At 68.7% G+C, this 26,746-nt stretch carries 31 protein-coding genes; 16 read left to right on the forward strand and 15 right to left on the reverse strand.

Translation table 11 applies throughout. The features are described 5' to 3' along the window. Positions 1-180 precede the first annotated feature (180 nt). The 7 genes from NJQ98_RS16630 to NJQ98_RS16660 form a co-directional block, all read right to left on the reverse strand. Positions 181-1,707 carry a sodium:solute symporter family protein gene (locus NJQ98_RS16630; RefSeq protein ID WP_262180709.1) on the reverse strand — a complete coding sequence of 509 codons (1,527 nt, stop codon included), beginning with the start codon at positions 1,705-1,707 and terminating at the stop codon, positions 181-183. Further along, positions 1,700-1,918, reverse strand: a complete 219-nt coding sequence (locus NJQ98_RS16635; protein WP_262180711.1) for a DUF3311 domain-containing protein — start codon at positions 1,916-1,918, stop codon at positions 1,700-1,702. The genes NJQ98_RS16630 and NJQ98_RS16635 overlap by 8 nt, the downstream gene beginning before the upstream one ends. A gap of 115 nt (positions 1,919-2,033) precedes the next feature. Continuing rightward, positions 2,034-2,942, reverse strand: coding sequence for an HFX_2341 family transcriptional regulator (locus NJQ98_RS16640; RefSeq protein ID WP_262180712.1), 909 nt, complete (start codon positions 2,940-2,942; stop codon positions 2,034-2,036). 75 nt (positions 2,943-3,017) lie between these two features. Further along, positions 3,018-4,910: a choice-of-anchor I family protein gene (locus tag NJQ98_RS16645; protein WP_262180714.1), complete on the reverse strand. Its 1,893-nt coding sequence runs from the start codon at positions 4,908-4,910 to the stop codon at positions 3,018-3,020. Positions 4,911-5,109: 199 nt separating this feature from the next. Continuing rightward, positions 5,110-5,379 carry a DUF7571 family protein gene (locus NJQ98_RS16650; protein ID WP_262180716.1) on the reverse strand — a complete coding sequence of 90 codons (270 nt, stop codon included), beginning with the start codon at positions 5,377-5,379 and terminating at the stop codon, positions 5,110-5,112. A gap of 76 nt (positions 5,380-5,455) precedes the next feature. Then, complete coding sequence (locus tag NJQ98_RS16655; RefSeq protein ID WP_262180718.1) at positions 5,456-5,851, reverse strand: YgaP family membrane protein; 396 nt, start codon at positions 5,849-5,851, stop codon at positions 5,456-5,458. Between the two features lie 40 nt (positions 5,852-5,891). Next, the gene (locus NJQ98_RS16660) at positions 5,892-6,374 is read right to left on the reverse strand and encodes a peroxiredoxin family protein (protein ID WP_262180720.1); all 483 of its coding nucleotides are present in this window, start codon (positions 6,372-6,374) and stop codon (positions 5,892-5,894) included. Between the two features lie 220 nt (positions 6,375-6,594). Between NJQ98_RS16660 and dnaG the strand changes: the two genes are divergently transcribed. Beyond that, positions 6,595-7,881: a DNA primase DnaG gene (dnaG, locus tag NJQ98_RS16665; RefSeq protein WP_262180721.1), complete on the forward strand. Its 1,287-nt coding sequence runs from the start codon at positions 6,595-6,597 to the stop codon at positions 7,879-7,881. Here the strand turns inward: dnaG and NJQ98_RS16670 are convergent. Next, positions 7,878-8,300, reverse strand: a complete 423-nt coding sequence (locus NJQ98_RS16670) for a GNAT family N-acetyltransferase (protein WP_262180723.1) — start codon at positions 8,298-8,300, stop codon at positions 7,878-7,880. The two genes, dnaG and NJQ98_RS16670, sit on opposite strands and share 4 nt — an antisense overlap. Continuing rightward, positions 8,297-9,646, reverse strand: coding sequence for a DUF92 domain-containing protein (locus NJQ98_RS16675; RefSeq protein WP_262180725.1), 1,350 nt, complete (start codon positions 9,644-9,646; stop codon positions 8,297-8,299). Before NJQ98_RS16675 ends, NJQ98_RS16670 begins: the two co-directional genes overlap by 4 nt. A gap of 162 nt (positions 9,647-9,808) precedes the next feature. On the opposite strand from NJQ98_RS16675, the gene NJQ98_RS16680 reads away from it, so the two are divergent. Beyond that, the gene (locus tag NJQ98_RS16680) at positions 9,809-10,417 is read left to right on the forward strand and encodes an undecaprenyl diphosphate synthase family protein (protein ID WP_262180727.1); all 609 of its coding nucleotides are present in this window, start codon (positions 9,809-9,811) and stop codon (positions 10,415-10,417) included. 124 nt (positions 10,418-10,541) lie between these two features. Here NJQ98_RS16680 and uppS read toward each other — a convergent pair whose 3' ends face one another. Beyond that, complete coding sequence (gene uppS / locus NJQ98_RS16685; protein WP_262180729.1) at positions 10,542-11,456, reverse strand: polyprenyl diphosphate synthase; 915 nt, start codon at positions 11,454-11,456, stop codon at positions 10,542-10,544. Positions 11,457-11,561: 105 nt separating this feature from the next. On the opposite strand from uppS, the gene NJQ98_RS16690 reads away from it, so the two are divergent. From NJQ98_RS16690 to NJQ98_RS16725, 8 genes are all read left to right on the forward strand, one after another. Then, positions 11,562-11,756 (forward strand): cold-shock protein, encoded by a 195-nt coding sequence (locus NJQ98_RS16690; RefSeq protein WP_262180732.1) that lies wholly within the window; start codon positions 11,562-11,564, stop codon positions 11,754-11,756. Between the two features lie 73 nt (positions 11,757-11,829). Beyond that, positions 11,830-12,240, forward strand: a complete 411-nt coding sequence (locus tag NJQ98_RS16695; protein ID WP_262180734.1) for a DUF5778 family protein — start codon at positions 11,830-11,832, stop codon at positions 12,238-12,240. Between the two features lie 129 nt (positions 12,241-12,369). Next, positions 12,370-13,431 (forward strand): siroheme decarboxylase subunit beta, encoded by a 1,062-nt coding sequence (gene ahbB, locus NJQ98_RS16700; protein ID WP_262180735.1) that lies wholly within the window; start codon positions 12,370-12,372, stop codon positions 13,429-13,431. Next, on the forward strand, positions 13,431-14,078 hold the full coding sequence (locus NJQ98_RS16705) for a precorrin-2 dehydrogenase/sirohydrochlorin ferrochelatase family protein (protein WP_262180737.1): 648 nt from the start codon (positions 13,431-13,433) through the stop codon (positions 14,076-14,078). Before ahbB ends, NJQ98_RS16705 begins: the two co-directional genes overlap by 1 nt. Further along, positions 14,075-15,409: a glutamyl-tRNA reductase gene (gene hemA / locus NJQ98_RS16710; protein ID WP_262180739.1), complete on the forward strand. Its 1,335-nt coding sequence runs from the start codon at positions 14,075-14,077 to the stop codon at positions 15,407-15,409. The genes NJQ98_RS16705 and hemA overlap by 4 nt, the downstream gene beginning before the upstream one ends. A gap of 461 nt (positions 15,410-15,870) precedes the next feature. Further along, positions 15,871-16,149 carry a 4a-hydroxytetrahydrobiopterin dehydratase gene (locus NJQ98_RS16715; protein ID WP_262180740.1) on the forward strand — a complete coding sequence of 93 codons (279 nt, stop codon included), beginning with the start codon at positions 15,871-15,873 and terminating at the stop codon, positions 16,147-16,149. Between the two features lies 1 nt (position 16,150). Then, a complete protein-coding gene (lwrS, locus tag NJQ98_RS16720) occupies positions 16,151-16,534 on the forward strand; it encodes an LWR-salt protein (RefSeq protein WP_262180742.1) in 384 nt (127 codons plus the stop codon). Between the two features lie 49 nt (positions 16,535-16,583). After that, entirely contained in the window at positions 16,584-17,213 is a 630-nt protein-coding gene (locus NJQ98_RS16725; RefSeq protein WP_262180744.1) for an HAD family hydrolase, read from the forward strand. An 86-nt stretch (positions 17,214-17,299) separates the two neighbouring features. Here NJQ98_RS16725 and NJQ98_RS16730 read toward each other — a convergent pair whose 3' ends face one another. Further along, positions 17,300-17,806 (reverse strand): arsenate-mycothiol transferase ArsC, encoded by a 507-nt coding sequence (locus tag NJQ98_RS16730; protein ID WP_262180746.1) that lies wholly within the window; start codon positions 17,804-17,806, stop codon positions 17,300-17,302. Between the two features lie 207 nt (positions 17,807-18,013). Continuing rightward, positions 18,014-18,943, reverse strand: a complete 930-nt coding sequence (locus NJQ98_RS16735) for a molybdopterin-binding protein (protein ID WP_262180748.1) — start codon at positions 18,941-18,943, stop codon at positions 18,014-18,016. 91 nt (positions 18,944-19,034) lie between these two features. On the opposite strand from NJQ98_RS16735, the gene NJQ98_RS16740 reads away from it, so the two are divergent. From NJQ98_RS16740 to NJQ98_RS16755, 4 genes are all read left to right on the forward strand, one after another. Continuing rightward, on the forward strand, positions 19,035-19,808 hold the full coding sequence (locus tag NJQ98_RS16740; protein WP_262180750.1) for an E3 ubiquitin ligase family protein: 774 nt from the start codon (positions 19,035-19,037) through the stop codon (positions 19,806-19,808). A gap of 78 nt (positions 19,809-19,886) precedes the next feature. Then, entirely contained in the window at positions 19,887-20,243 is a 357-nt protein-coding gene (locus NJQ98_RS16745; RefSeq protein ID WP_262180752.1) for an Hsp20/alpha crystallin family protein, read from the forward strand. An 88-nt stretch (positions 20,244-20,331) separates the two neighbouring features. Then, a complete protein-coding gene (locus NJQ98_RS16750; protein WP_262180754.1) occupies positions 20,332-22,032 on the forward strand; it encodes an ABC1 kinase family protein in 1,701 nt (566 codons plus the stop codon). Positions 22,033-22,077: 45 nt separating this feature from the next. Continuing rightward, complete coding sequence (locus NJQ98_RS16755) at positions 22,078-22,728, forward strand: DUF3267 domain-containing protein (RefSeq protein WP_262180756.1); 651 nt, start codon at positions 22,078-22,080, stop codon at positions 22,726-22,728. 8 nt (positions 22,729-22,736) lie between these two features. Here the strand turns inward: NJQ98_RS16755 and NJQ98_RS16760 are convergent, their stop codons facing one another. From NJQ98_RS16760 to NJQ98_RS16770, 3 genes are read right to left on the reverse strand one after another with little or no spacing between them, the layout of a single operon-like run. Continuing rightward, positions 22,737-23,288, reverse strand: a complete 552-nt coding sequence (locus tag NJQ98_RS16760) for a hypothetical protein (protein WP_262180758.1) — start codon at positions 23,286-23,288, stop codon at positions 22,737-22,739. Beyond that, positions 23,289-24,629, reverse strand: coding sequence for an NRAMP family divalent metal transporter (locus NJQ98_RS16765; RefSeq protein WP_262180760.1), 1,341 nt, complete (start codon positions 24,627-24,629; stop codon positions 23,289-23,291). Then, a complete protein-coding gene (locus tag NJQ98_RS16770) occupies positions 24,630-25,400 on the reverse strand; it encodes a phytanoyl-CoA dioxygenase family protein (RefSeq protein ID WP_262180761.1) in 771 nt (256 codons plus the stop codon). Between the two features lie 126 nt (positions 25,401-25,526). Here NJQ98_RS16770 and NJQ98_RS16775 point away from each other — a divergent pair, with 126 nt between their 5' ends. Both NJQ98_RS16775 and speB read left to right on the forward strand, forming a co-directional pair. Beyond that, positions 25,527-25,907, forward strand: a complete 381-nt coding sequence (locus tag NJQ98_RS16775; protein WP_262180763.1) for a translation initiation factor IF-5A — start codon at positions 25,527-25,529, stop codon at positions 25,905-25,907. Continuing rightward, entirely contained in the window at positions 25,907-26,710 is an 804-nt protein-coding gene (gene speB / locus NJQ98_RS16780) for an agmatinase (RefSeq protein WP_262180765.1), read from the forward strand. The genes NJQ98_RS16775 and speB overlap by 1 nt, the downstream gene beginning before the upstream one ends. The last annotated feature ends 36 nt before the right edge of the window (positions 26,711-26,746 follow it).

Raw genomic sequence — 26,746 nt, forward strand, 5'->3', positions numbered from 1 at the left:
TGCCAAGCGGAGGCTAAACGACTTCGGTTTGCTGTGGCCGATAGCGGGAGAGAAACGGAGACCGTGAACGGCCGGAACGGACCCGGAGTGTGGCTGGCCGGGCCGCTCCGGCTCTCCACCCTGCTACTGTCAAACCACGCACCGGTCACCGGCCGCGTCTGGCCGGAATTTGGCCGCCGTTCAGTCGCCCTCAACGCCGGAGACGGCGTAGGCGCTCCGGTCTTCGGTCGCGCCGGGCGCCGTCACCAGCGAGACGCCGACCGTCAGCAGGGCGCCGACGAGGATGCCGACGACGCCGGGCGTCCAGCCGAGATACGTCGCCGGGAGGGCGACGCCGACGCCGGCCAGCCCCGAAAGCGTCGAGAGGACGGGAAAGACGTGCAGGACGTAGAACAGCTGGCTGCCGAGGACGCCGGCGAACATCCCGCTCCGGGTGGTCCCCTGCCAGTACAGCGCCAGCGCGACCGGGACGGTGAGCTGTGCGAAGCCGCTGAAGGCGGTGTCGCCGATCTGGACCAGCGTCCCCGGCGTGTATAGGCTCGCGACGAAGGAGCACGTGGCGAAGGCGACCACGCCAACGCGGGCGACGAGCGCCTCGCGGCGGTCGGTCCGCTCGTCGCTGTCGTCGTCGCGGCCGGTCAGGGGCCGGTAGAGGTCCCGTGTCAGATACGACGACCCCGACAGCAGCATGGAGTCGCTGGAGGACATCATCGCGGCCATCGCGCCGGCGATGACCAGGGCGGCGAACCACGTCGGCGTGTACTCGCTCAGTATCGCCGGGATGACGTTGCCGCCCTCCGGGACAGCCACGCCCAGCCCGGCCGCCCACGCCCCGAGCATGAAGGCCGGGACGAACAGCAACACGACCAGTATCGGCCACAGCGCGAACGTGCGCTTGAGGACCTTCTTCGAGCCGGCGGCGAAGAAGCGCTGGTTTATCTGGGGGAACATCGTCACGCCGAAGCCGATGCTCACCGCCGACGAAACGATGTACTGGGGGGTGTAGAGCCCGCCGCCCAGGCCGAGGAAGTCCGGCTGTTCGGCCGCGAGCAGGGCTGTGGCCTCGCCGGCGCCCCCGACGGCCGAGAGGACCCAGGCGACCGCGACCCAGACGAGCGAGAGCATAAAGAGCCCCTGGAGCGTGTCGGTCCAGGCGACGCCGCGCATCCCCGAGAGGGCGACGTACAGCACCATGAACAGGGTGATACCACCCGCGCCGACCCAGAACGGGACCGCGCCGCCGGTGAGCCCGACGATGGCCTGGCCCGCGCCCTTCTGCTGGAGCATCACGTACGGGAACAGCCAGACCAGGCTGACGCCGGCGACGACGATCCGGAGCCGCGTCGAACCGAACCGGTCGCCGAGCATCTCGCCCAGCGTCACGTAGCCGTGGCGCTTGCCTACCAGCCACTGCTTGTACCCCAGCACGTACCAGAGGACGGCGAAGATGACGCCGTCCATCAGCCCCATGACGAGAATCCACTCGGGACCCGCGCTGTAGGCGAGGTTCGGGCCGCCGAAGAAGGTAAACGCCGACAGCAGCGTCGCGAAGGTCGTAAACAGGAGGACGACGGTCCCCAGCGTCCGGCTCGCGAGGTAGTAGTCCTCGGCGGTCCGGTCGGTCAGGCGGTAGGCGACGACGCCGACCGCGAGCGCGACGACCATGTACGCGCCGACGATGCCCAACTGGAGCGCCGTCTCAGCCACGCGGGCCCACCTCCTCGATGCCGAGGCCCCAGTCAGTGCGCGCGAAGACGGCGAAGACGACGCTTGTGAGGGCCATCCAGCCGATGTGCCACCACAGCCACACCGGGAGCCCGGCGGCGGTTCCCGCCTCGCCCCAGAGGAACCACGGCACGGCCAACGCCATCAGCACCAGCGCGACGACAGCCCACCCGACGGTTCGAACGGTACTCATTCTGGTCTCGGCTAGCCACTGCCGCTACTAATGCGTAATGTTTGTTCACAGCCAGTTCGTGAAGAACTATTCTCTTCAGATTGTCGTGGCCCCGCGGAGAGCCAGACACGGGCGGTTACGGCAGGTCAGCGTCGCGGTCCTCCGCGGAGTGGGCCCGGACCCACAGCTCCCCGATTCGCGATAGCTTGGTCCGGTAGGACTTCCCGTGGTCCTCCTGTTCGATGTACCCCTTGCCGCCGGGGCCCAGCCGGTCGACGTTGTAGATGACCTTCGAGCGGAAGGAGTCTGTGTACTCCTCGCCCATGTCGCGGGCCAGCGCCTGCGCGAGTTCGGAGACGGACTCGAACTCCCCGTGCTCGCCCAGGGTGAAGAGGATGACCTCCTCGAAGGGTTTGACGTTCGAGAAGGAGGCCACGGGCAGTTCGACGATGTGGGAGCCGTCTATCTCCTTGGCCCCGATGGTCGTCCCGCGCTCGTCGAACTCGTCCAGCAGGTCCAGCGCCGTCGAGAGCCGGTCGTCGATTCGGTCGTCGACGGCCCCGCCCTCCCGGAGCTCCTCCAGCAGGTCGACCTGCCGGCGAAGCTCCTCGGCGAGTTCGGTCTCCAGGTACTTCTCGGGGACCGTGTAGTAGGTGTGGATTCGCTCGCGGTCGCCCTCCCGCTCGACCATGATGGAGTGGGCCGCCGTAGCGAAGGCAAACGAGACCGTCCGGGGCATCGCCGAGACGTTGACCCACACCTCGCTGCCCGAGTCGAGTTCGGCGTTGATGAGTGCGAAGGCCTGCTCGAAGGCCTCGTCGTAGTCGTAGACGTCGGCGACCACGACCCGCTCGGTCTCGGCCCCGAGCAGGTTCTCGTAGTCCTTCTCCAGCTTCTCCGCGAGGTTGCGCGAGTACTCCACGTTGGCCTCGGACCCGACCGCCCCCTCCAGCAGGATGACGCGGTCCACGTCGAGTTGCTCGCGCACCAGCGGCGCGATGAGCCGGTCGTAGTCGAAGCCGACCGGGACGATGTGGGTCTGCATAGTTGTCGGTCGACCCGCCGACTGAAAAAGGGTCGTAGTCCGTCTCGCCGCCGACTCACCCGGTCGAGCGCGGCCTCACTCCGTGTCGTCGCGCCGCCGGTCGGCCAGCCAGCCGCCCACGCTCAACCCGCCCAGCGTCGCGATGGTGCCGAAGCCGGGGCCGGACCCGCCGGAGGTCCCGGTCCCCGTCGGCGTGCCCGCGGGAGTGTCCTCGGCCTGGGCCATCGCGTCCTCGTCGGTCGAGGCCGGCGTCGACTGGCCCGTCTCGCTGTCGCCCTCACTCCCCTGTCCTGCACTCACGCGATACAGCGACGTCGTTCCGCTGACCTCGTAGCTGACGGCCAGCATCGCGTCGTCGATGGGGCTGTCGGCCGCGGGGACGAACGCGAGTCCCTCCGGCGAGAGGTCCCCGGCCGCGTCGGCGGCCATCGACCCCTCCTCGATGTCGTCTTCCGGGCCGACGTCGAAGTTCCTGGTGTTGGTGTAGTCGACGTTCTCCGGCGCCTGCGGGTCGCTCACGTCGAAGGTCGTGACGGCACTGACCTCTTCGAGGCCGACGAACGCGTGGGGCGTCCCGCCGACGGAGCCGACGGTTATCCCTTCGGGTTCGGGGCCGCTGGCGACGCTCTCGGCGTCCCGGCCGTTCTCGTCGTCGTCGCTGTTGAACTGCTCGGGCTGTTCGGTCGCGACCAGTTGCTCCAGCGTGTCGCCGCTCTCGTAGACGCGGTTCCCGTCTGTGTCGTGGACCGAGAACGACCGCGCCCCGAAGAGGTGGAGCTCTTCGAGCACGCCGTCGCCGTCGGTATCACCGTACTCGGTCGTCACCTCTAGCCCGGCCAGGGATTCGAGGACGCCGTCGGCGAACCCGCTGGCGTCGACCTCGACGTCGATGTTGTCGCCGTCGTCTTCCGTTGCGTCGAGGCCCCACTGACCGTCGACCTGTTTCAGGACGCCGGTCTCGAACATCGCGGCGTACTCGCGGGCGTCGCCCTCGTTGGCCGCGACGAGATACGTCTCGCCGCCGGTCGAATACGCCTCGATGGCGTCGGGCTGGTACATCCCGTACAGCGGCTGGGTCGCGATGTCGATACTGTCGTCCTCGATGGCGTCGAGCGCGTTCTCCGGGGCCGAGAAGTCCTTGTAGCCAAGCGCCTTGAGCTCCGAGACTTCGGCGGCCGCGATGTCGACGATGGCCAACGCGTTGTTCTCCTGGAGCGTGACGTAGGCCGTCGTGCCGTCGGTGGCGATGTACTCCGGTTCGAGGTCCTCCGAAGCGCTGGCGTCGGGGCCGTAGATGCGGATGCCGCGGTCGCGGAGCGACTCCTCCTGCCCGTCGAACGGCGTGAACGACGCCGTTTGGGCGGTGGCGGCGTCGACGCCGCCGGAGACGTCGACGACGCTCACCGAGCCGGCGGGGTCCCTGCTGTAGTCGTCGTTCGGTTCCCCCTCGTTGGCCGTCAGCACGTAGTCGCCCCCGTCGGCGAACGTGACCATGTCCGGCAGCGGGCCGACTTCGACGCTCCCAAGCTCGGTCAGGTCCGACGCGTCGTAGAACGCGACCGACCCGTTGTCCTGTGTGGTCTCGGCCTCGACGGCCGCGGCGAGAGTCCCATCGTGGACGGAGACGTTGTTCGCGCCGCCCATGCCGACGCTGATGGTGTCCTCTTTCGTGGGGTTCGCCGGGTCGCTCACGTCAAGTACGTCGATGCCGGCGACGCTCCCGTTGACGACGAACAGACGCTGCGTGTCCGGGTCGTACGTGGGGATTTCCGCGGCCCCTTCGTCGTACATGCCGGTGCTGTAGCGGCCGAGATGGGACAGCGAGACGCCGCTTCCCGTCTGGCTCGCCGACGCAGCTCGGCCGGAGAATAGCTCCGCTCCGGAGACAGTTCCGGCAGCGGTGACGGCAGCTGTGCCGCCGAGCAACCCCAGAAACTCCCTGCGATTCGTTTCCGTGTCTTCGGACATGACAGTCCGACACTCACCGACGGTCGGTATCAGAGCTTATATGAGATATACTGTGGTCACGGTGGGCGCATATATGCTACATAGACGTATCATTCGACAGCCGCGTGCGTACGACTCGCGTTGCGGGCGCCTCACGTGTACTCGTCAGCGTTCGGGCTCCGAGCGGCCGGGAAAAGGGGGGGGGGGGGTCGCTGCCGTCTCAGCTCGACGCCGCGTCGGCGACCCAGCCCGGGTCCCGACCGGTCCGTTTGAGCAGGTCCGCCCGACACGCCGGGCAGTAGTCCGGCGTCTCGGTCTCGCCGCGTGGCACGTAGACCGCGCCGTCACACTCCACGCACGCATCCTCGACGATGGTGGTACAGTCGACACAGAGGTTGAAGTCGTCGACTGTCAGCTCCCGCAGGGGTTCGAGTTGTTTATCCAGGATGTACTCGTCGATGACCGCCTGACAGTTGTGGCACGGTTGCATGTCGATCCGTTTTGGTCCATGTGACCATGTCACAAGTATCTGCCGGCCCGGGCAACGACTGCACCGGCCGACGGTGTCAGGGGCAGTCGTCGTGGACGATGTCGTCGTCCTCGTTCGGCCCGCGGGACTGGCCCGCGACGATGGGCTCGCCACAGGCTGCACAGGTGAGGTAGTGTTCCCGGACCTGCGTCGCACCCGCATCGGCGGTCGTCTCCGACTTCCCACCGTCCGACTCGTCGAAGTCGATGCTGACTTCCTCGCTGTCGGCGGTCGTGTCGATGTCCAGCGCGTCGTTGACGCCGCAGTAGCCGGTGGTGGCGTTGAACCCAAAGCCCAGCGCCCCGACGCCGGCCAGCAGCCCGCGGAGCCGCTTTCCGCCACGTAGCCATCGGACCGCGGCGATACTCAGCACGGCAGCAACCAGGAAACGACCGAGGCGGTCTCGGCCGCCGACGTTCTTGGATTCGTCCATACTCGATTTTCGGTCCGGACGCCCTTGTAGCTTGACCTCCCTATGCCCCGAAGGGGTCCTCGAAGTCGTCGCGGACGAAGTATCGCACCCAGTTCCCGTAGGTCCGGTCGGCGGGGTGGTCGGCCACTTGCTCGTAGCGGACGACCCCATCCGTGTCGACGACGTACGTCGCGGCGATGCCGGTGAGCCCGTGGCTGGTCTCCTCGGTGCCGCTGTACTGGTCAGCCACCTCGCCGTCGGGGTCGGCGAGCAATTGGAAATCGTAGCCGAACCGGTCGCGCATCTCGACGAGGTCGGCGACCGGGTCGGTGACTACGGGGAGAATGTCCACGTCGTCGTTGAACCAGAGGTCGTAGGATACCTCGCTGAACGTCCCGAGCTGTTCGGCACAGAAGCTACACCAGTGGCCGCGGTTGATGAGGACGACTGCGGGACCGTCCTCGAGGCGATTCGACAGCGTGACCTCGCCGCCGGCGGTGCTTTCGAGCGTGAACTCCGGGGCCTCCTCATTTTCGAGTGACATGTTTCCTCTCGGCGCTTGAGCCTGATAACCGCTCGGGACTGTGCGCCCGGGGTAGATGTCCCAGCCGGGAACGCCGACAGCCCGGCCCGTCGATTCGCTCGTGGGCACGACGACGGCGACCGCCGAGCGGACAGGTGACAGGTTATTTGGGCCGTCGCCGCGTACGTAACGTAGTGGCAGTGGCCCGTCGGGCCGTTCTCGACGGGTCGGGAAGCAACCAATGGACGAGACAGCAAAGTATCTGATACACGCAGAGATAACCGCCGCCGGGGTCGTAGAGCGCAGCGACGTCGTGGGGGCGGTGTTCGGTCAGACGGAGGGGCTGCTCGGCGACGAGCTCGACCTCCGGGACCTGCAGGACTCGAAGAAGGTCGGCCGAATCGACGTCGAGATTCACTCCGAAGGGGGGACCTCCCACGGGGAGATGACGGTCGGGAGCGGACTGGACAAGGTCGAGACGGCCATCCTGGCGGCGGCACTGGAGACTATCGAACAGGTCGGCCCCTGCAGCGCCGAAATCGCCGTCACCGACATCGAGGACATCCGAAGCGCCAAGCGCCGCGCCGTCGTCGAGCGGGCGACGGAGCTGCTCGCCGACTTCGACGCCGACGCGGTCCGGACCGAGGACATCGTCGAGACGGTCCGACAGCGCGCTCGCGTCGACGATATCACGACCTACGAGGGGCTGCCGGCCGGACCGCGGGTGGCCGATTCGGACGCCATCGTCGTCGTCGAGGGCCGCGCGGACGTGCTCCAGCTCCTGAAACACGGCGTCAAGAACGCCGTCGCTGTCGAGGGGACCGACGTGCCCGAGGCCGTCGCGGCGCTGACCCGGGACCGGACCGTCACCGCCTTCCTCGACGGCGACCGCGGCGGCGACCTCATCCTCGAGGAGCTCTCCCAGGTCGGCGACGTGGACTACGTCGCGGTCGCGCCGCGCGGCCGCTCGGTCGAGGACCTCCCGCGGGAAGCCGTGATGTCGGCGCTCCGGGACAAAATCCCCTACGAGACGGTCGCCGAGGCCGGGAGCCCCGAGGCCGCGCTCGACGCCGACGGCGGTGAGTCGATAGCCCTCCGGCCCGGCGCCGGCGAGAGCGACGCCACCGCCGCCGTCGCCGGCGTCGAAAACGAGGCGACGGCGGAGGCGGCCGGGAGCCGCCCGGATACAGCGTCGCCGGAGGAACCCGAGAACGAGTCGGCGGTGACCGACGCGGCCGGGGACGGCCCGACCGCCCTCTCCGACCACATCGACGCCGTCATCGGCGCCGGTAGCGGTACCGTTCGCCTCCTCGACGCCGAGTTGAATGTCCTCTCGGATGGCGACGCCGCCGATGCGGTCTCGCTCATCGAGGACTGTGACCCCGCGCCCCGAACGGCCGTCCTCGACGACACCTGCTCGCAGAAGGTCCTGGACGTCGCCGCCCAGCGCGGCGTCGAGGTAGTCGTCGCGACCGGCGACGGCGAGTACGTCAAACAGCCCACGAGCGTGCAGGTCCGGACGGCCTAGAGGTCACGGACCAGCAACACGCCGTCGCCACCGTCGTCGTAGTGGTCGGGAAGCTCGTCCGCGGCCCTGAATCCGAAGCCGTCGTAGAACGACCGGACGCGTGCGTCGTCCGTGCGGGCGGTGAGCCGCACAGTCTCGAAGCCCCTCTCACGGAGCTCTCCGAGCAGCGCGTCGAGCAGTTCGCTCCCGTACCCCTGCCCCTGCATCCCCGGCGCAACGGCGAGTTCGGCGACGTAAGCGACCGGTCGGTCGGGGACCGTCAGCGCGTACCCGATGGGGCCCTCGCCCTCGTCGCAGACGAACACGTGGGGCGGGCCGTCGATGGCGACGTTCAGTAGCTCCGGCCAGGGGTCGGAGAGCGCCGCGGACTGGATGGCCCGCAGACGCGACTCGTCGGCCGGACGGGCGGGGCGAATCATACCAGGCTGGCCGCGAGCGCGGCGCCGACGCCGGTCAGGGCCGCCGCCAGCGTCGCCAACGCGTTGACTCCCTGGTTGCCGACGACGGTCCCCTCGACCGTCGCGCCCAGCACGCTGTCGACGGTCATGCCGACGAAGCCACAGCCGACGATGAGCGCCGCGCCGGTCGGTCCCACGGCCTCCAGGGTGGCGGCGGCGATGCCGGCGATGATGGCGGCGCCGACGAGCCCGGCGACGATGCCCTGCCAGGTGACGCCGCCGTCGGTTCCCGGTTCGACGCGCTCGAACGTGGTGATGAGCCGCGGGTTGTCGTAGAGGCCGCCGAACTCGCTGGAGAAAGTGTCGGTCATGGCCGCGGCGACGGCGCCCGCGAAGGCGTACAGAAAGAGCGTTGGGTCGACGCCGATGTGGGAGGGGCTGGCGGCCCACAGGAGGACCGCGACGAGGGCGACGATGGAGTTCGCGAGCACGTTCCCGCTTCCCCGGGCGCCCTCGTTCTCCTCGGCGATGCCGCGGTCCTGTTTGGCCTCGTACTGGTACTTCGTCGAGAGCCCGCCGAGCCCGAAGAAGGTGATGAGCATGGCGAACCAGCCATACCCTCCGAGGACGATGGTGAGCAGGGACAGCAAGACGCCGGTCAGCATCCCCGGGAGCGAGGCCGTATCGAGCGCGTAGGCGACGTACCCGAGTACCGCCGAGATAGCCAGCGCGACGAGGACGCGAGTCGTCCCCACGCCGCGGTCGGCCGCGAGCACGAAGAACAGCCACAGCAGGAGACCCACCGACAGCAGGACGAGCGGGTCGTCGCGCTCGAAGAGGACGGAGCGAAACAGCGCGGCGACGAGCGCCCCGGTGCCCGCCAGGAAGAGGGCGGTCGCGGGGGCGACGCTCCCGGCGCCCATGCGGGCGGCGACAACGGCGGCGACGGTGCCACAGGCGAAGCCGGTGACGACGAAGCCGGCGGTCGCCACCACCTCGTCGCTGTGAAGCCGGTCGGCGACGCGCTGGCCGAAGTTACCGTAGGCGACGATGACGACGGTGCCGACGAACACCCAGACGGGCAGGTCGAACCGTATCGCCAGGAACGCCAGGCTGGCCGCGGCCAGCGCGAAGGCGGCGAGCCCGTAGAGGCGGCCGTCCTCGTAGTCGCCCGGCCGCGCGAAAACGTCGAACACCGGCGTGTCGGGGCCGATGGCGAACATTGCGAAGAAGGCGACCGCGAGGAAGGGCGCGGTCGCGGCGACAGTCGCAGCGGCGGGCGAGGCGAGGCCGGCGGCGACCGGGACGGCGAAGGCCAGCGTGCCGACCGCGGCGAACGCGCCCGCCCGTCGGACTGTCGATGTCACGTCCCGCCGGTATCCCCGAGAGCCACTTACTCTTTCCGAACTGTCCGGGCCGGGAACGGTCGTCGGTTCCGCACTGACCGCTGGTGTACACCCCGTCTCTCGGTCGCTCCGATACTTCCCCGGACCGTGGGTTTTAGGCGCGGCGTCGGTGTACACGACGCCGTGGGACTGTACGACCGGTATCTCGCCCTCCGAATCCGGCGGAGCGACGCCGCCCTCCCCGAGACGGTCGCGCTGGTCATCACCGAGCGGGACCTGTTGACAGACGGCGCCTACACCACTCTGGAGCGGTTCTTCGAGTGGGCGGTCCAGTACGGCGCCGAGACCATCGTCGTTTACGTCTCCGTCCTGGACGAGGAGGTGGTGCCGACGCTCCGGCGGGAGCTGTCGGCCCTCCGCGCGCCGGCGGCCGTTGCCGTCCGCGGACCGGGCGACCAGCGAGCGGCCGACGCCCCCATTCAGATTTCCATCGGGCTGGGCGGTCAGTCGGAGTTCGCGACGGCGGTCCGCAAACTCGCCGAGCGCGTCGATTCGGGCGAGCTCGCCCCCGCGAGCATCGACGAGGCGGCCGTCGAGGAGCATCTCGTCTTCCCGACCGCGCCGGACCTGGTCATCAAGACCGGCGCCGAGCGCCTCTCTGACTTCATGATATGGCAGTCGGTGTACTCGGAGCTGTACTTCACCGACGTGAACTGGCAGAACGTGCGCAAGCGCGACTACCTCCGGGCGTTACGGGACTACCAGGAACGGCAGCGTCGGTTCGGACGCTGAGCGAAACGACCCAGACATCGACGACCGATGTGAACGCCGGACGACGACAGCACTCCCCGCCGGTCAGCTGGCCGTTCGGCGGCGGGCTCGACGCGGTTCGCGGTCACCAGTCCGCTCGGGGCCCTCAATCCGCCGTCTCCAACTCGCCGTTTAGCTCCTCGCGCTCCTTGCTCGGCAGGGCGTCGCGGAACCGACCCAGCGCCCGCCGGGCCTGTGGGAGGTCGGCGTCCTCGACGGCCTGGACGAGCGACATCGCGCGTCGGGCGCGGGTAGTCCGCCAGGAGGCCTCGCGGTTCTGGTAGGTACGGATGGCCCGCAGGAAGTCGATTTTCCGGAACTCCGGCCAGTAGGGGGCACAGAAGAACGTCGCGGCCTCGTTGCCGTTGGCGTGCCACGGGAGGAAGTTCGAGGTGCGCTCGTCCCCGCCGGTCCGGACGATGAGGTCCACGTCGCGGGTGGGCCCCTCGTAGAGGCAGCGTTCGATGGTGTCGGCGTCGATGTCGGCGGGGGCGAGCTCGCCCGCGTCGACGCGCTCGGTGACGTCGCGGGCCGCACCGAGCAGTTCCGCGCGGCCGCCGTAGGCCAGCGCGATGTTGAGGTTGAGGCGGTCGTAGCTCCCGGTCCGGGCCTCGGCGTAGTCGATGGCGTCCCGGACCCGCTCGGGGAGCATGTCTATCTCGCCGATGGCGCGGATGCAGACCTCGGCCTCGTGGACGCGGTCGGCGTCGGCGAAGCTGCGGAGCTTCTCCTCGACCAGGTCGAAGATGTACTCGCGTTGCTCCGGGGGCCGGTCGAAGTTCTCGGTCGAGAAGGTGTACAGCGTCACCTCGTCGATGCCGAGGTCGTCACACCAGTGTAACAGCGCCTCGGTGGTCTCGGCGCCCTCGCTGTGGCCCTGTGTCGTCTCGACGCCCTGTTTGCGGGCGTAGCGTCGGTTCCCGTCCTGAATGACCGCGACGTGGCTGGGCGTTCCCGACAGTTCCCGCTGTAGTACCCGCTCGTATGCCCCGTAACCCAACTGCACGATCCGCTCTCGCATCATCTGTAGCATATCAACGAGCCGATAAGGGGTTTGTGGCTCGGCGGCCGGCGTGGCAAGGGGCCGCATAGATTTAATAGGGGCGAGCGAGAACTGTCGAGCGCAATGGCGACCGGTACGGTAGACTTCTTCAACGATACGGGCGGGTACGGCTTCATCGATACCGAGGACGCGGACGAGGACGTCTTCTTCCACATGGAGGACGTGGGAGGTCCGGACCTGGAGGAAGGTCAGGAGGTCGAGTTCGACATCGTCCAGGCCGACAAGGGTCCGCGGGCGGAGAACGTGACACGGCTGTAACGCGCAGAGAGCGGACTTTCCGCCGGCCACGCAATCCGAAGCGCCTTAGGACGTGCCCCGCCCAGCCACGGGTATGAGCGACGGCGAGGCACTCGACGACGACCTCTACCGACGGACAAAGCAGCTGCTAGAGCCCGGCGAGATACAGCTCAACGGCGCCGTGGTCCACACGGAGTACGACGGCAGCGACGAGATAGAGATGATGCAGGCGACCATCGACGTCGGCGAGCGAATCGCCGAGGGGTACGGGATGGACCCGACCGACACGTTCGTCTACTCGGGTAGCGACGACCCGGAGTTCGCCTCGAACCAGCACCAGGGGCTCACGCTCGACGGCGAGGAGTTCGTCTGGGAGTGCCAGCAACTGCTGCGTGACGGCGCCTTCGACCTCGTCTTCTACTACGAAGCGAGCGCCGACCACGAGGCGATTCTCGACGCTATCGAGGACGAGGGCTTCGCCGTCACCGGCGTCCGCGGGGAGTAACGATATCAGGCCCGTCGCGGCCGTTCCCACATTGACTCCAGCGGCGTGTTCGGCCGACGCCGTAGGCCGAACCGCGAGAGCGACACTGCGTCCGCGCCGTTTTTATCCGCCGAGTCCCGACTGTCGCTCATGACCAACGAGCTCGGGCGGGTGGACAGCGCGATCTGTAACGCGTTCCAGGGTGGGTTCCCCGTCGTCTCCCGGCCCTTCGAGCCGGCCGCCGCGGCGCTTTCCGACCACGGTATCGACGTGACCGGCGCCGAATTGCTCAACCGCGTCCAGCACCTCGACGAACGCGGCGTGCTCAGCCGCTTCGGCGCGCTCATCAACGCTCAGGAAATCGGCGGGACGGCGACGCTTGTCGCGACCCACGCCCCCGAGGACAGCTACGAGGAACACGCCGACCTCGTCAACGCCCATCCCGAGGTCGCCCACAACTACGAGCGCGAGCACCCCTACCTCAACATGTGGTTCGTCCTCAGCGTGGTCGACGAATCGCGCGTCGAGGAGGTCCTGGCCGATATCGAGGCCGAGACGGGCGAGCCGACCTACAACCTGCCCAAACAGCAGGAGTTCCACGTCGGCGCGAAGTTCCCCGTCGAGGGGCCACAGACCCAGGCCGTCGACTGCAGCGACGCCGGCCCCGAGGTCGAGCCGACCGACCGACGCTCCCTGACCGCCGACGAGCTGGACCTCGTGCTGGAAATCCAGGGCGGGCTGCCCATCACCGAGACGCCCTACGCCGACGTGGCCGACGCCATCGACGCGGACACCGAGTGGGTCGTCGAGACGATAAAACGGTTCAACCAGGAGGGGAAGGTCCGCCGCGTCGGCGCCATCCCGAACCACTACGCCCTGGGCTACTCCGAGAACGGGATGACCGTCTGGGACGTGCCCGACGAGGTCATCGACGAGGTCGGGCAGGCCGTCGCCGAGTTCGACTTCGTCACGCACTGCTACGAGCGGCCCCGCCACGAGGGGGTCTGGCCGTACAACTTCTTCGCGATGACACACGGCCGCAGCGAGGAAGAGAGCGAGCGGCGCATCCAACAGGTCCACGACCGGATGACCGAGTACTGGGACGTCGAGGACGGGGACTGGGACACGCTGTTCTCGACGCGCATCCTGAAGAAGACGGGTATCAGACTGGACGAACGCGCACAGGCGAACGCGGAGCCCGCCGGGGACTGATGATTCCCCTTCTCCACGATTTCACGGGCGAGACGGTCCTGATATTCGGGGGCGGCCCCGTGGGCGCCCGCAAGGCCCGCCGCTTTGCAGCCGAGGCCGACGCTATCGTCGTCAGCCCCGACTTCGTCGACCGGGCGTTCGGCGGGGCCGAGCGGGTCCGGGAAGCGCCCGACGCCGACGGCGTCCGGGAGTGGGTCGACCGGATCGACCCGGCGCTGGTGGTCGCCGCGACCGACGACGCCGAGCTGAACGCGGCCGCCGAGGCCGCCGCCCGCGAGGCCGGCGCGCTGGTCAACCGCGCCGACGACCACGGCGAGCAGGACGCCGGCAACGTCGTCGTCCCCGCGACGGTCCGGGACGACCCCGTCGTGATGGCCGTCGCCACGGGCGGCCGCTCGCCGGCCCTGTCGAAGTACCTCCGGGAGGCGTTCGAGGAGCAGTTCGCCGGCGCGGGGGCGATGGCCGAACTGACCGGCGACCTCCGCGAGGAGCTGAAATCCGCTGACATGACGGCGGCCGAACGCCGTGACGCGGTCAGGACCGTTGTCAGAACCCGAGAAGTTTGGAAGGCTTTAGATAGTGGCAGGTCCAATGCCAGACAAGTAGCAGCAGACGTGATTGGATACCAAATGGGTGATACGTCGTGAGAGAGCAGACAGGCGTCATCGTCGGTGTGCGAGTGACCCACGAACGGGCCAGCGTGGACCAGCTGGAGACGGCCGCCGCGGACAGCCCGCGCCACGCCGTCGAGTCGTTACTCACCGAGCCCGGCGTCTCGGAGGCTTTCGCCCTCCAGACCTGCAACCGGACCGAGGGGTACGTCGTCGCGCCGGACCACGAGACGGGGCTTGACGCGCTCGACCTCTTTACCAGAGCGGTCACCGACGAGGTCGTCGTCGAGATGGGCCACGAGGCGAGCCTGCGCCACATCATGCGCGTGGCGGCCGGCCTCGAATCGATCGTGCTCGGCGAGGACCAGATCCTCGGCCAGCTCCGCGACGCCTACGAGGACGCCCGGGGCGTCGGCGGCATCGGACAGTTGCTCGAAGACGGAATCACGAAGGCCATCCACGTCGGCGAGCGCGCTCGGTCGGAGACGGCCATCAACGAGGGCGTTGTCTCGCTGGCCTCGGCCGCGGTCCGCCTCGTCGACCGCGAGGCCTCCCTGGAGGGCGAGACCGCGCTCGTCGTGGGCGCCGGCGAGATGGGACAGCTGGCCGCGAAGGCGCTCGCCGAACACGTCGACCGGCTCATCGTCGCCAACAGGACCGTTCCCCACGCCGAACACGTCGCCGAGACCGTCGACGTCGAGGCGAGCGCGGTGGCGCTCGACGCGATAGAAGCCGCCGTCGGCGAGTCCCGCGTCGTCGTCTCGGCGACCGGGAGCAACGACCAGGTGTTCGACGTCGGCACCTTCGCCGACGCGGGCGAGACGGCCGTCGTCGACATCGCCCAGCCCCGAGACGTGCCCGCGGGGGCCGACCGGCTCCCCGCCGTGTCGGTGTACGACCTGGACGCTCTGGAGTCGGTGACCGAGGAGACCAGACAGCAGCGACAGCGGGCCGCCGAGGCCGTCGAGCAGCTGGTCGACGAGGAGTTCGACCACCTGCTGACCCAGTACAAGCGCAAGCGGGCCGACCGCGTCATCTCGGCCATGTACGAGAGCGCCGAGCGGGTGAAAACGGCCGAACTCAGCACCGCGACGGCCCGGGCCGACTTCGACGAGGACCAGCGCGAGGTGCTGGAGGCGATGGCGGACGCCATCGTCTCCCAGCTGCTCGCCGCTCCGACCAAGAGCCTGCGCGACGCCGCCGAGGAGGACGACTGGGGGACCATCCACACCGCGCTCGAACTGTTCGACCCCGAGTTCGGCCCCGACGCCCCCGAGATAACCGAGGACATGACCATCGAGGACATCCCCGACGGGATGCGCGACGACATCCCCCCGGCGGTGCTCGAACAGCTCGCCGACGACTAGTCCCCGTTTGATTCGCTTCTGGTAACGCTTTTTCACTCACAAGCGACCCTGCTAGGGCAGTGTTTAGTCAAGCGGTGGGGACGGCAAACAGCCAGAAAGCCCCGACCAGCTAAACTCGGGGGCCTTGCTGCGGTCCTCACTGCGTTGCGGTCCTTACGGCGGCCGCCTTCGTTTAGCTGGCCGCCCCTTTCAGCCCCACCCATGCTGGCTGGTCAACCGGCTTTGGGTGGAATGAAAGGGGCCGCGTTCTCAGCGAACCCCGGCGACGCAAGCACCTGCGGGAGCGCAGCGAGCCGCGGGTCGCGTGGGACCGAAGGTCCCACGTCTTGACGAGCGGCAAAGCCGCGAGTCAAAGCTGAGAACGCGGGGGCTTTCTGGCTCTCGATACCAGGCACTGCTAAACTAAACACTACCTTTCCTAGCGGCCAAACCACTTTCAGGCTGGCAAGCGACTCTCCGATATGGCAGACCTGCTTTCCGACGACGAGATTCGCGACCGGCTCCCCGACGGCTGGGACCGCGAGGGCGACGAAATCGTCCGCGTCTACGACTTCGACGACTATCTGGGCGCGTCGGGCTTTCTCGGCGCCGCGGCCGGCGTCGCCGAGGCCGCCTGGCACCACCCCGAGATGACGGTGCGGTGGGGCGAGTGTAGGGTGCGGCTGACGACCCACGACGCCGGCGGCATCACCGACAAGGACATCGACATGGCCGAGCGGCTGAACGACCTCTACGAGTAGCGTGACCGGGAGCGACGACCCCGAGGCGAGCTACCTCTTCCGCGTGACCGTCCGGCTCGACCCCGACCCGGGGTATCGGGCGGAGCCCGACACGTTCGAGACCGTCCTCTCGCGGGCGGCCGACCCGCCGGGCGAGGCGGGGTGGCTGTTCTTCCGGGACACGCTCTGGCGGGGGGAGCTTGGCGACGCCGCCCACGGGCGCCGGCTGGCCGCGGACGCCCTGGGCGTGCCGGTCGAGTCCGTCTCGTTCAGCGAGCTCCGGACGAGCGAGGCGTATCTCGACGCGCTGAAGGCCGCTATCGCCGCGGACCTCGACGCGTTCAACGCCGACAGCGTCAGCGAAGTGCTGAAGAAGTATCTGGGCAGTTCTATCCACGTCCGGTGACCCGTCCGGGCGGAAGGGATTTATTGGCCACGACCCTATCTCCGCCCCAGTGGCTCGTGACTACGATTTCTGGCTGTTCGACCTCGACGGGACCCTCGTCGACGTGGACCCGGCGTATCCGGTCGCGGTGATGGAGCGGGTCGGCGACCGGCTCGGGCAGGGGTTCAGCGAGCGCGAGGCGGCGCTGCTGTGGTACGGCCAGGGCGAGGCCAGGCGCGACCTGCTCGCCGAGCGCGGCGTCGACCCGGCGCTGTTTTGGGACATCTTCCACGAGGAGGAGGACCCGCTCACTCGGGCCGAGGCGACCTATCTGTACGACGACGTCGAAGCGTTCCTCAGCGAGCGACCCGAGCCCGTCGGGCTGGTCACCCACTGCCAGCCGTATCTCACGGAGCCGATACTCGACCGGCTGGACATCGGCGACTGGTTCGACACTGTCGTCTGCTGTGACGACGACATCGGCTGGAAGCCCGACCCCGCGCCGGTCCGCCGAGCGATGGCTGACCTCGGCGTGGGCCACAACGGCCACGCCGGCGTGCTGGCCGGTGACAACCCCGGCGACATCGGCGCGGCACGGAACGCGGGGCTGGACGGCATCCACGTCGAACGCGGCTCGCCGATAAGCGAGGACCGCTGTGTCTGGGGCGACCACCGCGTCGAATCGCTGCGTGAACTGTAGGCCGGGGAACTGCGTCGTTTTCGGCGATGTAGCTGACTGGTACGTCTGCGAAGTAATCGACGTGAGTCTGACCAGCTAAGCGGGAGTCAGAGGGATAGCGAATCCCGAATCTTCGTGATGATTCCGCCCGAGGAGCCCGCGCCGGCTCGCTTCTCGTCGGCGAGCCGTTCGAGTTCGTCGAACAAGGTCTCTACTTGACGTTCAATTTCGTCCCGGACTTCACGGACGGTCTCCATGTCTTGTCCGTCCGGGTTCACGAGATCCCACTCGTGCGACTCGACGCCATACTGTTCGGGATTGAATTCCGTGATGGAGCACCCCATCGTGACCAGATAGTCAGTGTCCTTGAGGTCATTGAGGTCGGCGACGTACTTGGGAGTCTTGTCCGCGATGTCAACCCCGACCTCTGCCATGGCTTCTACCACCTCTTCGTGGACCGCGTCGGCGGGGTCCGTTCCTCCTGAGTGGATCTCGACGATGTCTCCCAAGCCGCGCTCGGCGCGCTCGCGCTCGGCGAATGCGGCTGCCATCTGGCTCCGTCCCGCGTTGTGAACACAGACGAAGTCGAGCCGAATATTGTCGATTGTTGCCATACTTCACACTCTCTCGGGTCCGGACAAGAGGTCTGCTATGTCAATTATATAGGCGAACGTATCCTCGCGGAACGAAGACTAAGTACGGATTGCTCCTTCACGGCCGTCTCGGGGGAAACAGAGCAGTGACGAAGTGGAGGTGTCTCTTCTGTACTGACCGACGACCCACTGCAAACCGTGGTCCCCGAGCGGCCCGGTGGTACCGTCCTACGGTAGATAGTCCCAGTCCTCGACAGCGACGGTATCGCCGGCCGCCGGGTCCAGTGTGTCCGCCGGCACCGTCACCCAGCCGTCGGCCCGCGTCGCCGTCGCGAGGTCCGTCCCCGACAGCGGCGTCGCCCGCCCGCCGTCCAGTGCGACCGGGACGAACGACCGCACGGCGTCGTCGGTGTCCAGTGGCTCTTCCAGGGTCGCCTGTCGGCTCGGGTGGGGCGACAGCGGGGCGTCGCCGAACCCCTTCAGCAGCGGGCGGAGCAACTCGACCGCGCCCACGCGGGCGGCGACGGGCGACTCCGGCATCAACAGCACCGGCCGGTCCTGAACCACGGCCAGACCCGTCTCGCGTCCGGGGGCGACGGCGACGCGGTCGGCGACGATATCGCCCAGCTCCCGGACGACCTCCCGGAGCGTGTCGCCCGGCTCGGTGCCGGTCAGGACGACGACGTCCCGCGTCAGGTCGCGCTGGACCGCCATCCGAAGGGCGGGCGCGTCGTCGGCGACGGCGTTGCGATAGGTGACCTTCCCGCCCCACCGGTCGACGTACTGGGAGAGGGTGAAGCCGGCCGTCTCGATGCGTTCGTCGGGCCCGGGGTCCCGTTCCACCAGGCCGTCGCCGGTCGGGACGATGCCGACCTGCGGGCGCTGGCGCACCAGCAGCTCGTTCACGCCGGCGGCCTTCAGCAGGCCCACGTCCGCGGGGCGGAGCCGGTGGCCCCGCTCGAAGACGGTGTCGTCGGGGGCGATGTCGGCGCCGGGAATCGGGTCGGCGGCCGTCACGTCTGTCGCCAGGACGCGCCCGACGGCAACCGACAGCGGGATGCGGTCGGTCCGGTCGACCGGCACCGCGTAACTGCCCAGCTGTCGGCGGGCGGTCTCCAGCGTACACTCCTCCAGGTCGCTCGGCGGGGCCCCGGCCATACCCGCCGTTGGCGCTGCTGGGGCAAAAGCGCCCGGAGTCCGGTCACACACATCGGCAACGTTTTTGCTCCGGCCAGACGCGACGGACCGTATGGTCCTTCCGCAGCTGGTCGCGCTCGCGTTCCTCGCCGTCGGTGGGTACCTCCTCTATGCCGGCGGCCGCCGCCTGACGACGGTCTTTCACATCCTCCGCTCGGACCCGCTCCCGGTGCGGGAGCTCCACGGCCACCGCGGGCCCGTCGAAATCGAGGGGCGGGCCGTCGAAGGTGACGACGGGACCGTCGAGGCCCCGTTCACCGGCTCGCGCTGTCTGGCCTACACTTACGAGGTCGAGGAGCTGCGCTCGTCGGGCAAAAGCGAGTCTTGGGAGACGCTCGACACCGGGATGGCCGGCGTTGACTTCGTTGTGGACGACGGCACCGGGCGGGTGGTCGTCGACCCCGAGGGCGCGGACATCCACCTCGAACCACAGTCGGTGACCGTTCCGCCGGGGACCGAACTGCCGGAACGCCTCGCGAGGTACGTCGCGGCCACCGACGGCGTCGACCCGCAGGACAGGGTCATCGACCTCAAGGTGACGCAGCTCAACGTCGGCAACGAGCAGCGGTTCACCGAGCGCCGCCTCGACGTGGGCGAGGCAGTGTACGTCTACGGACAGGCCACCCGCGGGCCGAGCGTCGAGTGGGGGAGCAACCTCGTCGACGCGCTCGTCGGCGACGGGGCGGCGACGCCGATGTTCGTCATCTCCGACACGGACGAGCGCGGGACGGCGTGGCGAATCGCCCGCGGCGGACTCTGGCGGGCCGGCCTGGGGCTGGTCCTCGTCGCCGCCGTCGCGGCCGTCGCCGCCGGGGCCCTGCTGTAGGCGCGGACGCGGCGCCGCCACGCCCCCGAGACTGTCGGAACCGCCGGGTTTACCATGCCGCCAACCCTAGACCGGCCCATGTCAGCCCTGCGTGAGGCGCTGGGGTCGCTCCCCGACGCCGTGTTCGCGGACGTGCTCGAATCCGAGGAGGGGTACCTGCTCGTGTTGGACCTGCCGGGCGTGACCGCCGACACCCTCGAAGTCACGGTCGAGGCGGGTCGTCTCGTCATCGAGGGCCAGCGCAGCAAGGACGTGCCCCGGGAGTTCCGGTTCGTCCGCGAGGACCGCTCCGTGTTCCTGGACGTCGAGCTGCCGCTGCCGCCGGACGCCACCGGCCAGGGCGCCGAGGGGACCGTCTCCCGCGGGGTCCTCGAACTGTCGATTCCGAAGGCGACGGCCGCGCCGAGTACGACCGTCCCCATCGACGAGGCCTGATAGTGAGTGCTGTAGCGATGTATCGGCGTGGGCCGACCCGTGGACGACGCGCTGTGGGAACGAACGGCCGCGGCGGGGTGGCGAGCCGGTGAACCTCCGCGCGTACTGGCGGTTCCTCCGCGTCGCCCGGCAGTTCCTCCCCCTGTTGCTCGCGTACGCCCGCGACCGGAAGCGGTTTCTCCTGTTTGGCTCCGGCCGACAGGTGACGAGCGAACAGCGCCGCAGGCGGGCCCAGTCGCTGCTCGATTCGCTGCTGACGCTTGGCCCGACGTTCATCAAGCTGGGACAGCTGCTGTCGACGCGGCCGGACGTGCTCCCGCCGGAGTACATCGACGAGTTCGCGTCCCTTCAGGACCAGGTACCCCCCGCGGACTGGGACCGGGCGAAGGTCGTCCTCGAAGAGGAGCTGGGGCCGGTCGAGGAGCGGTTCGCCGAGTTCGACACCGACGCCATCAGCGGCGCGTCGCTGGGCCAGGTGTACCGGGCCCGGGTCGACGGCCGTGACGTGGCGGTGAAGATTCGCCGGCCCGACATCGAGGACCTCGTCGAGGCCGACCTGCGGGTCATCCGCTGGTCCCTGCCGATTCTGATGTACTTCATCGACGACGCCCGCTCTTTCTCCCTGGAGACGCTGGCCGACGAGTTCGCCAAGACCATCCGCCAGGAGATGGACTACGAGCGCGAGGCCGAGATGCTCCGCGAGATTCGGGCCAACTTCGCCGACAACGACCGCATCCGCATCCCCGATGTCGTCGGGAGCCACTCCACGCGGCGGGTGCTCGCGATGGAGTACGTCCCCGGCACGAAGATAAACGACATCGACGACCTCGACGCGCGGGGGGTCGACCGGACCGAACTGGCCGAGACGCTGCAGACGGCCTATCTCCAGATGATAATCGACGACGGCGTCTTCCACGCGGACCCCCACCCCGGGAACCTGGCCGTCCAGGACGACGGGACGCTCGTCTTCTACGACTTCGGGATGTCCGGGCGGGTGGACCCGTTCGTCCAGGAGAAGATAATCGACTTCTACGCCGCCGTCGCCGACCAGAACATCCAGGCCATCCTCGACGCCCTCATCGAGATGGGCACCCTGAGCCCGGAGGCGGACCGGGAAGTGATGGGCGACGTGATGGAGCTGGCCATCGCCGACGCCCGCGGCGAGGACATAGAGCAGTACCGCGTCCAGCAGATCGTCCAGCAGGTCGAGGACACCATCTACGAGTTCCCCCTGCGCCTGCCGGCGAACCTCGCGCTCGTCCTCCGCGTGGCGACCGTCGTCGAGGGGGTCTGTGTGACGCTTGACCCGGAGTTCGACTTCATCTCCGTGGCGACGGAGTTCCTGCGCGAGGAGGGGTATCTCACCGCCGGCGTGAAAAACTACGTCCAGGACCGCGCGACCGAGGTCCAGGACGCCGCACAGTCCGCGGTCCGCATCCCGCCCAAACTCGAATCCGTCCTCGACCGCGTCGAGCGCGAGGAACTGACCGTCCGCGCCGACATCGAGGACTCGGACAGGCTGTTGGCGACGATGACCAAACGGCTCATCCTAGGCATGATGCTCGCGAGCACGCTGTTCTCGACGGCGTTCCTCTACGCGGAGGCCGGCCTCCTCGTGGCCGGCGGCGCCGGCCTCGCGGTCGTGGTCCTCGGGCTGTCGCTGTGGTGGTCGTTCCGGCGGAAGAAGGGCGTCCGCGCGAAGCCGCAGTTCACCCGCCAGAGCATGCGCGACCGCGACGGCGGCAACGTCGGGGCGATGGGGCTCCCCGACGAGGGCGAGGACGGCTGACGCGGCTACCAAAACCTGACATGCCGGCCGGCCGAGTTCGGAGCTATGACCGGCGACCGCCCCGACAGCGACTACGCGCCCTCCGACGCGCTCGTCCCGGCCACGCCCGAGGGGTATCACGACCCGGCACCGTTCGAGTATCCGGCCTGGCTCCTCATGATAGGCAGCGCCCTCCTCTTCGTCCCCGCAGTGGTGCTGTTCGGGGGCGTGCTCTGGGCCGTCCACGGCGTGGCGGTCTACGAGTCACTCGCCGTCGTCACCGAGACGGGGACCGGTATCACGTTCGAGTTCAACCTCGCGCTCATCGTCGGCCTGACGCTGCTCGCGGTCGGCGTGACCGTCGTCGTCCACGAACTCGTCCACGGGCTGGTCTTCGGTCGGTACGGCTACCGGGTCTCCTACGGCGCGATGCCGCAGATAGGCGCGTTCTACGCGACCCCGTTCCACCAGTTCGTCACCCGCGAACATGCCTTCCCGGTCGCGCTCGCGCCGCTGGTGGTCATCTCGCTCGTCGGGCTCCCGCTGCTCGCCGTCCCGGTGCCGCTGTTTGCCGTCTTCGTCTTCCTGGTCCTGCTCGTCAACGCCGCCGGCGCCGTCGGGGACCTCTACATCGTGGCGTATCTGCTCCGGAAGCCGCCCGGAACGCTACTGTACGACAGCGACATCCGCCACTCCTACGTGTTCGAACCGGAGTGACGGACGAACTACGGCAGTTCGACCACGCGGTCGGCCCACGCTCGGAGCCTCTCCAGGGCCTGCCGCTCGTTTTCCGATACCGGGTTGTCGACCCCGAGTTCGTCGCTCTCGAAGGCGTTTACGACGCTACAGTCGGCCCGGTCGCAGTAGCCCGTGAGCCGCTCGGTCGGCGCCCGGTCGCTCTGGAGCGCGATGGTCGCGTCGTTGACGAACACCGCTCGGGGCTCGACCGGCGCGGCGTCGAGTCGGTCGACGGCCGCCGCGGTGTTGGCCGCCGCCAGCGCGAGCGCCTCGGCGTCGGTATCCCCCTCTGACCGCGGCGCGTGTGCGTCGACGACGCCGTGGTAGGCCCTGTCGGGTACCGTCGTGAACTGTGTCAGCGGCCCGCCCAGTATCTCGCCGTCACGCTCGATGGCGGGCGCGAAATCGAGGACGACACAGCCGTCGGGTCCGTGTGCGTCGAGCCAGCGGTCGAGCGCTTGCGCCGTCAGCCGGGTCTTTCCGGCGTTCGACGGCCCCACGGCGAGCGTGGTCCCGTCGAGCGGTACGGGCGGCGACATTCAGTCGGCTGCCACTGCCGGCTCGCTGTCCTCGGCCAGCCAGTTCCGCGCCGCCAGCCCGAGCAGCCCGGCCATCGCCGCGCCAAGCACGGCGGCGAAGGTCAGTATCGCCAGGGAGACCGGGTCGGTGACACCGCCCGACGCTACGCGCTGGAGCCACTGGCCCGCGACCACGGTGCTGACGCCGATCAGCAGGAGGCCGCCGACGTTCTCGACGACCGAGCTCGTCTGCGGGACGGCGGTCGGGTCGTTCAGCAGGTAGAGCACCAGCGCCAGCACGAACGGCGTGCCGACGAAGCCGACGGCCAGAGCCTGGACGAGCAGCCCGAAGACGGCGCCGGGGATGAACACGCCCAGGGCGCTGAGGAGGGCGAAGACGGCCACAGTCGCCTGGTATCGGGAGTCGGAGGTGTCCTGGTCCCACCCCATCTTGTCCGCGACGAGATACGGCGGGACGACGGTGTTGGCGCCCAGCGTCGTCACGGCCGCGCCCCACAGCCCCAGCAGGAACAGCCACTTGGCGTTGCTCCCGGCGAGGGGGCCGAGCGCGTTCGCGGCGCCGACGACGCCGAGGCTCGGGTCCGAAAGCACCGAGGCGGCGACGAGGAAGATGGACAGACTGGCGATACCGAAGGCGACGAGCATCGACGCGCCGATGTCGAAGCGAGCGAGCGCGCTGTCGTCGGTCGTCCAGCCGCGCGCTCGCATCGTGTAGGACTGCATCGTCACCAGTGCGATGTGGACCGCGCCGCCGAGGATACCGGCCGCCAGCAGCGCGCCCTCGACACCGGCCGGGATGGACGGGACCAGTCCCGCCGCGGCCGCACCGACGTCGATGGGAACGACGAAAAGCGACGCGACAAACAGCAGGACGGCCAGCGAGACGAGCACTTTGGCGCCGAGCTCGGCGTAGCGGTAGCCGCCGCCGGCCAGGCCGACCGCGAGGACGACGCTCCACGCGACCGCCCAGACGACGGGGCTCTGGCCGGTGACCTCGGCGGAGACTCCAGCCAGCGTCTTCATGATGACCAGCTGTGCGAGCCCCGCCGCGATGACGGCGTCGACCACCAGCAGCCACGCCCACGACGAGCCGAGGTTGTCCTCGACGGCGGAGACGATGCCGGCCTCGGTCAGCAGGCCAAGCCGCATCGCGAGATACTGCGCGGCCGCGCCCATCACCGCCGAGAGGACGACCACCCACAGCAGGGTGTAGCCATAGCCCGCCCCCGCGGTCACGAGCGCGCCGATGGTCGCCGGGCCGGTGGCGATGGCCCCGGCGAGCCACGTCGGGCCCATGTTCGAGAGCTTCCCGACCAGTCCGCTGGCGTCCGTCGCCGCCATCTACACACACCCCGGGAACGTCTCGCCGCTGACGTGGTAGCTGTCGACCCACTCGGGCGGGTCCGGGTCGGTAAAGCGCGAGCGGTTGCGCATGTAGGCGGCGATGTAGGCCCGGCGCCAGTCGTCGGTCTCGTTGGGTGCGGTGTAGTGGGGAGCCAGGCAGTGCTGGAAGAGCACGTCGCCGGGCTCCATCGGCAGGGCAACGGCGTCTTCCGGCCCGTAGTCGCCCTCGGCGATGGTGATGTCGGTGTCGTACTCGATGGCTTCGTGACCCAGGAGCCCGTCCCTGTGGGCGCCGGGGACGACCTGCATACAGCCGTTCTCGGTCGTGGCCTGGTCAAGCGCCATCCACACCGTGACGTGGTCCATCGGGTGGATGGGGTAGTAGGCGGCGTCCTGGTGGTACTTCTTCTCGCTGCCGACCCGTGGCGGCTTGAGCATGGCGGCGCTCCGGAGCAGGGAGAGGTTCGGCCCCTGGAGCTGTCTGACGACTTCGAGGACGTTCTCGTCGGTCACGAGGTCGGCGAAGACGTCGTCCTCGCGGACCATTCCGATTCCCTCGAACTTCCGGACCGGGTCGGCGTCGCCGAGCGCGTCCTCGGCGGCGTCGGGTTCGAGCATCCGCTCGAACCCCGCCTCCTCGCGGTCGTTCCGGACGTAGGACTCGATGCGTTCGCTCACTGCTTCGACGACGGCGCTGTCGAGGCAATCCTCGACGACGACGTAGCCGTCGCGCTGGTACTGTTCGAACTGCGCGTCGGAGAGAGCCATACCACTGACTACTACCTGTCGGTAATAAAGCGTTCGACTCCGTCGGTACCTGCCACTGCGTCGGCAGATTCCGTCGGCGCCCCCGATTCCAAACCGTTTATACTACAACACGGGTTAAACGGCCGTATGGCTCGACAGCAGACGGAAGTCCGAGAACTCGACGAAGGAAGCTACGTGATGATAGAGGATACGCCGTGTAAGATCGACTCCTACAGCACGGCCAAACCGGGCAAGCACGGGAGCGCGAAGGCGCGTATCGACGCCCGCGGCGTCTTCGACAGCAAGAAGCGCTCGCTCTCCCAGCCCGTCGACGCGAAGATCTGGGTCCCCATCGTCGACCGGAAGCAGGGCCAGGTCGTCTCGACCGACGGCGGCGACGCTCAGGTGATGGACCTGGAGACCTACGACACGTTCACGATGCTGATGCCCGACGACGTGGACCTCGAACCCGACGACGAGATCGAGTACCTCGAATACGAGGACCAGCGCAAAATCACACGGTCGTAATGACGTTCCCCGGCGCGGTCGCCGACCGCGAGGGAGCGGCCTACGCCCTCGTGGGGGCGCCGCTGGACGCCTCGACCTCGTTCCGTCCGGGCGCCCGCTTCGGCCCGCGCCGCGTTCGCGAGTTCGGCGAACAGTTCGACGACTACGACCACCACACCGGGCGACGGTTCACCGACCTCGGTGTGTACGACCACGGCGACGTCGGCCCCACGGCCGACACCGCCGAATACCTCACTTTCCTGGAGAGCGCCATCGGCGAGTTCGCGAGCGACGGCGCCGTCCCCCTGCTGGTCGGCGGCGAACACACCGTCAGCGTCGCCGCCGTCCGCGCACTCGACCCGGACGTGTTCGTCTGTGCCGACGCCCATCTGGACCTGCGGGCGTCCTACGCCGGCGACGACCTCTCACACGCCACGGTGACCCGCCACGCCCTCTCGGTCGCCGACCGCGCGGTCGTGCTGGGCGCCCGCACCGGCAGCGAGCGCGAGTGGGAGCGCGCGGGCGAGGGCGACGTGACCGTCGTCCCCCCCGAGGACGTGGCCGACTGGACGCCCGACCTAGGCGACGAGCGGGCCTACCTCTCGGTGGATATCGACGCCGCCGACCCCGGCTTCGCGCCGGGCACGGGCACGCCGGAACCCTTTGGATTGACGCCCCGCGAACTCCGTGACGTGGTTCGGGCCGTCGCTCCCCACGCCGTCGGGTTCGACGCCGTGGAGGTCAACGACCGCGACGACGGCCAGGCCGCGACGCTGGCCGCGAAGCTACTCAGGGCCTTCGTCTTCGCCCACGCTGTGGCATAAGAAAGGTTCTTTTTGCCGACTGTGCAACGTGGATTT

The organism is Haloarcula laminariae (assembly GCF_025457605.1).
In the GTDB taxonomy this organism is placed as follows: Archaea; Halobacteriota; Halobacteria; order Halobacteriales; family Haloarculaceae; genus Haloarcula; species Haloarcula laminariae.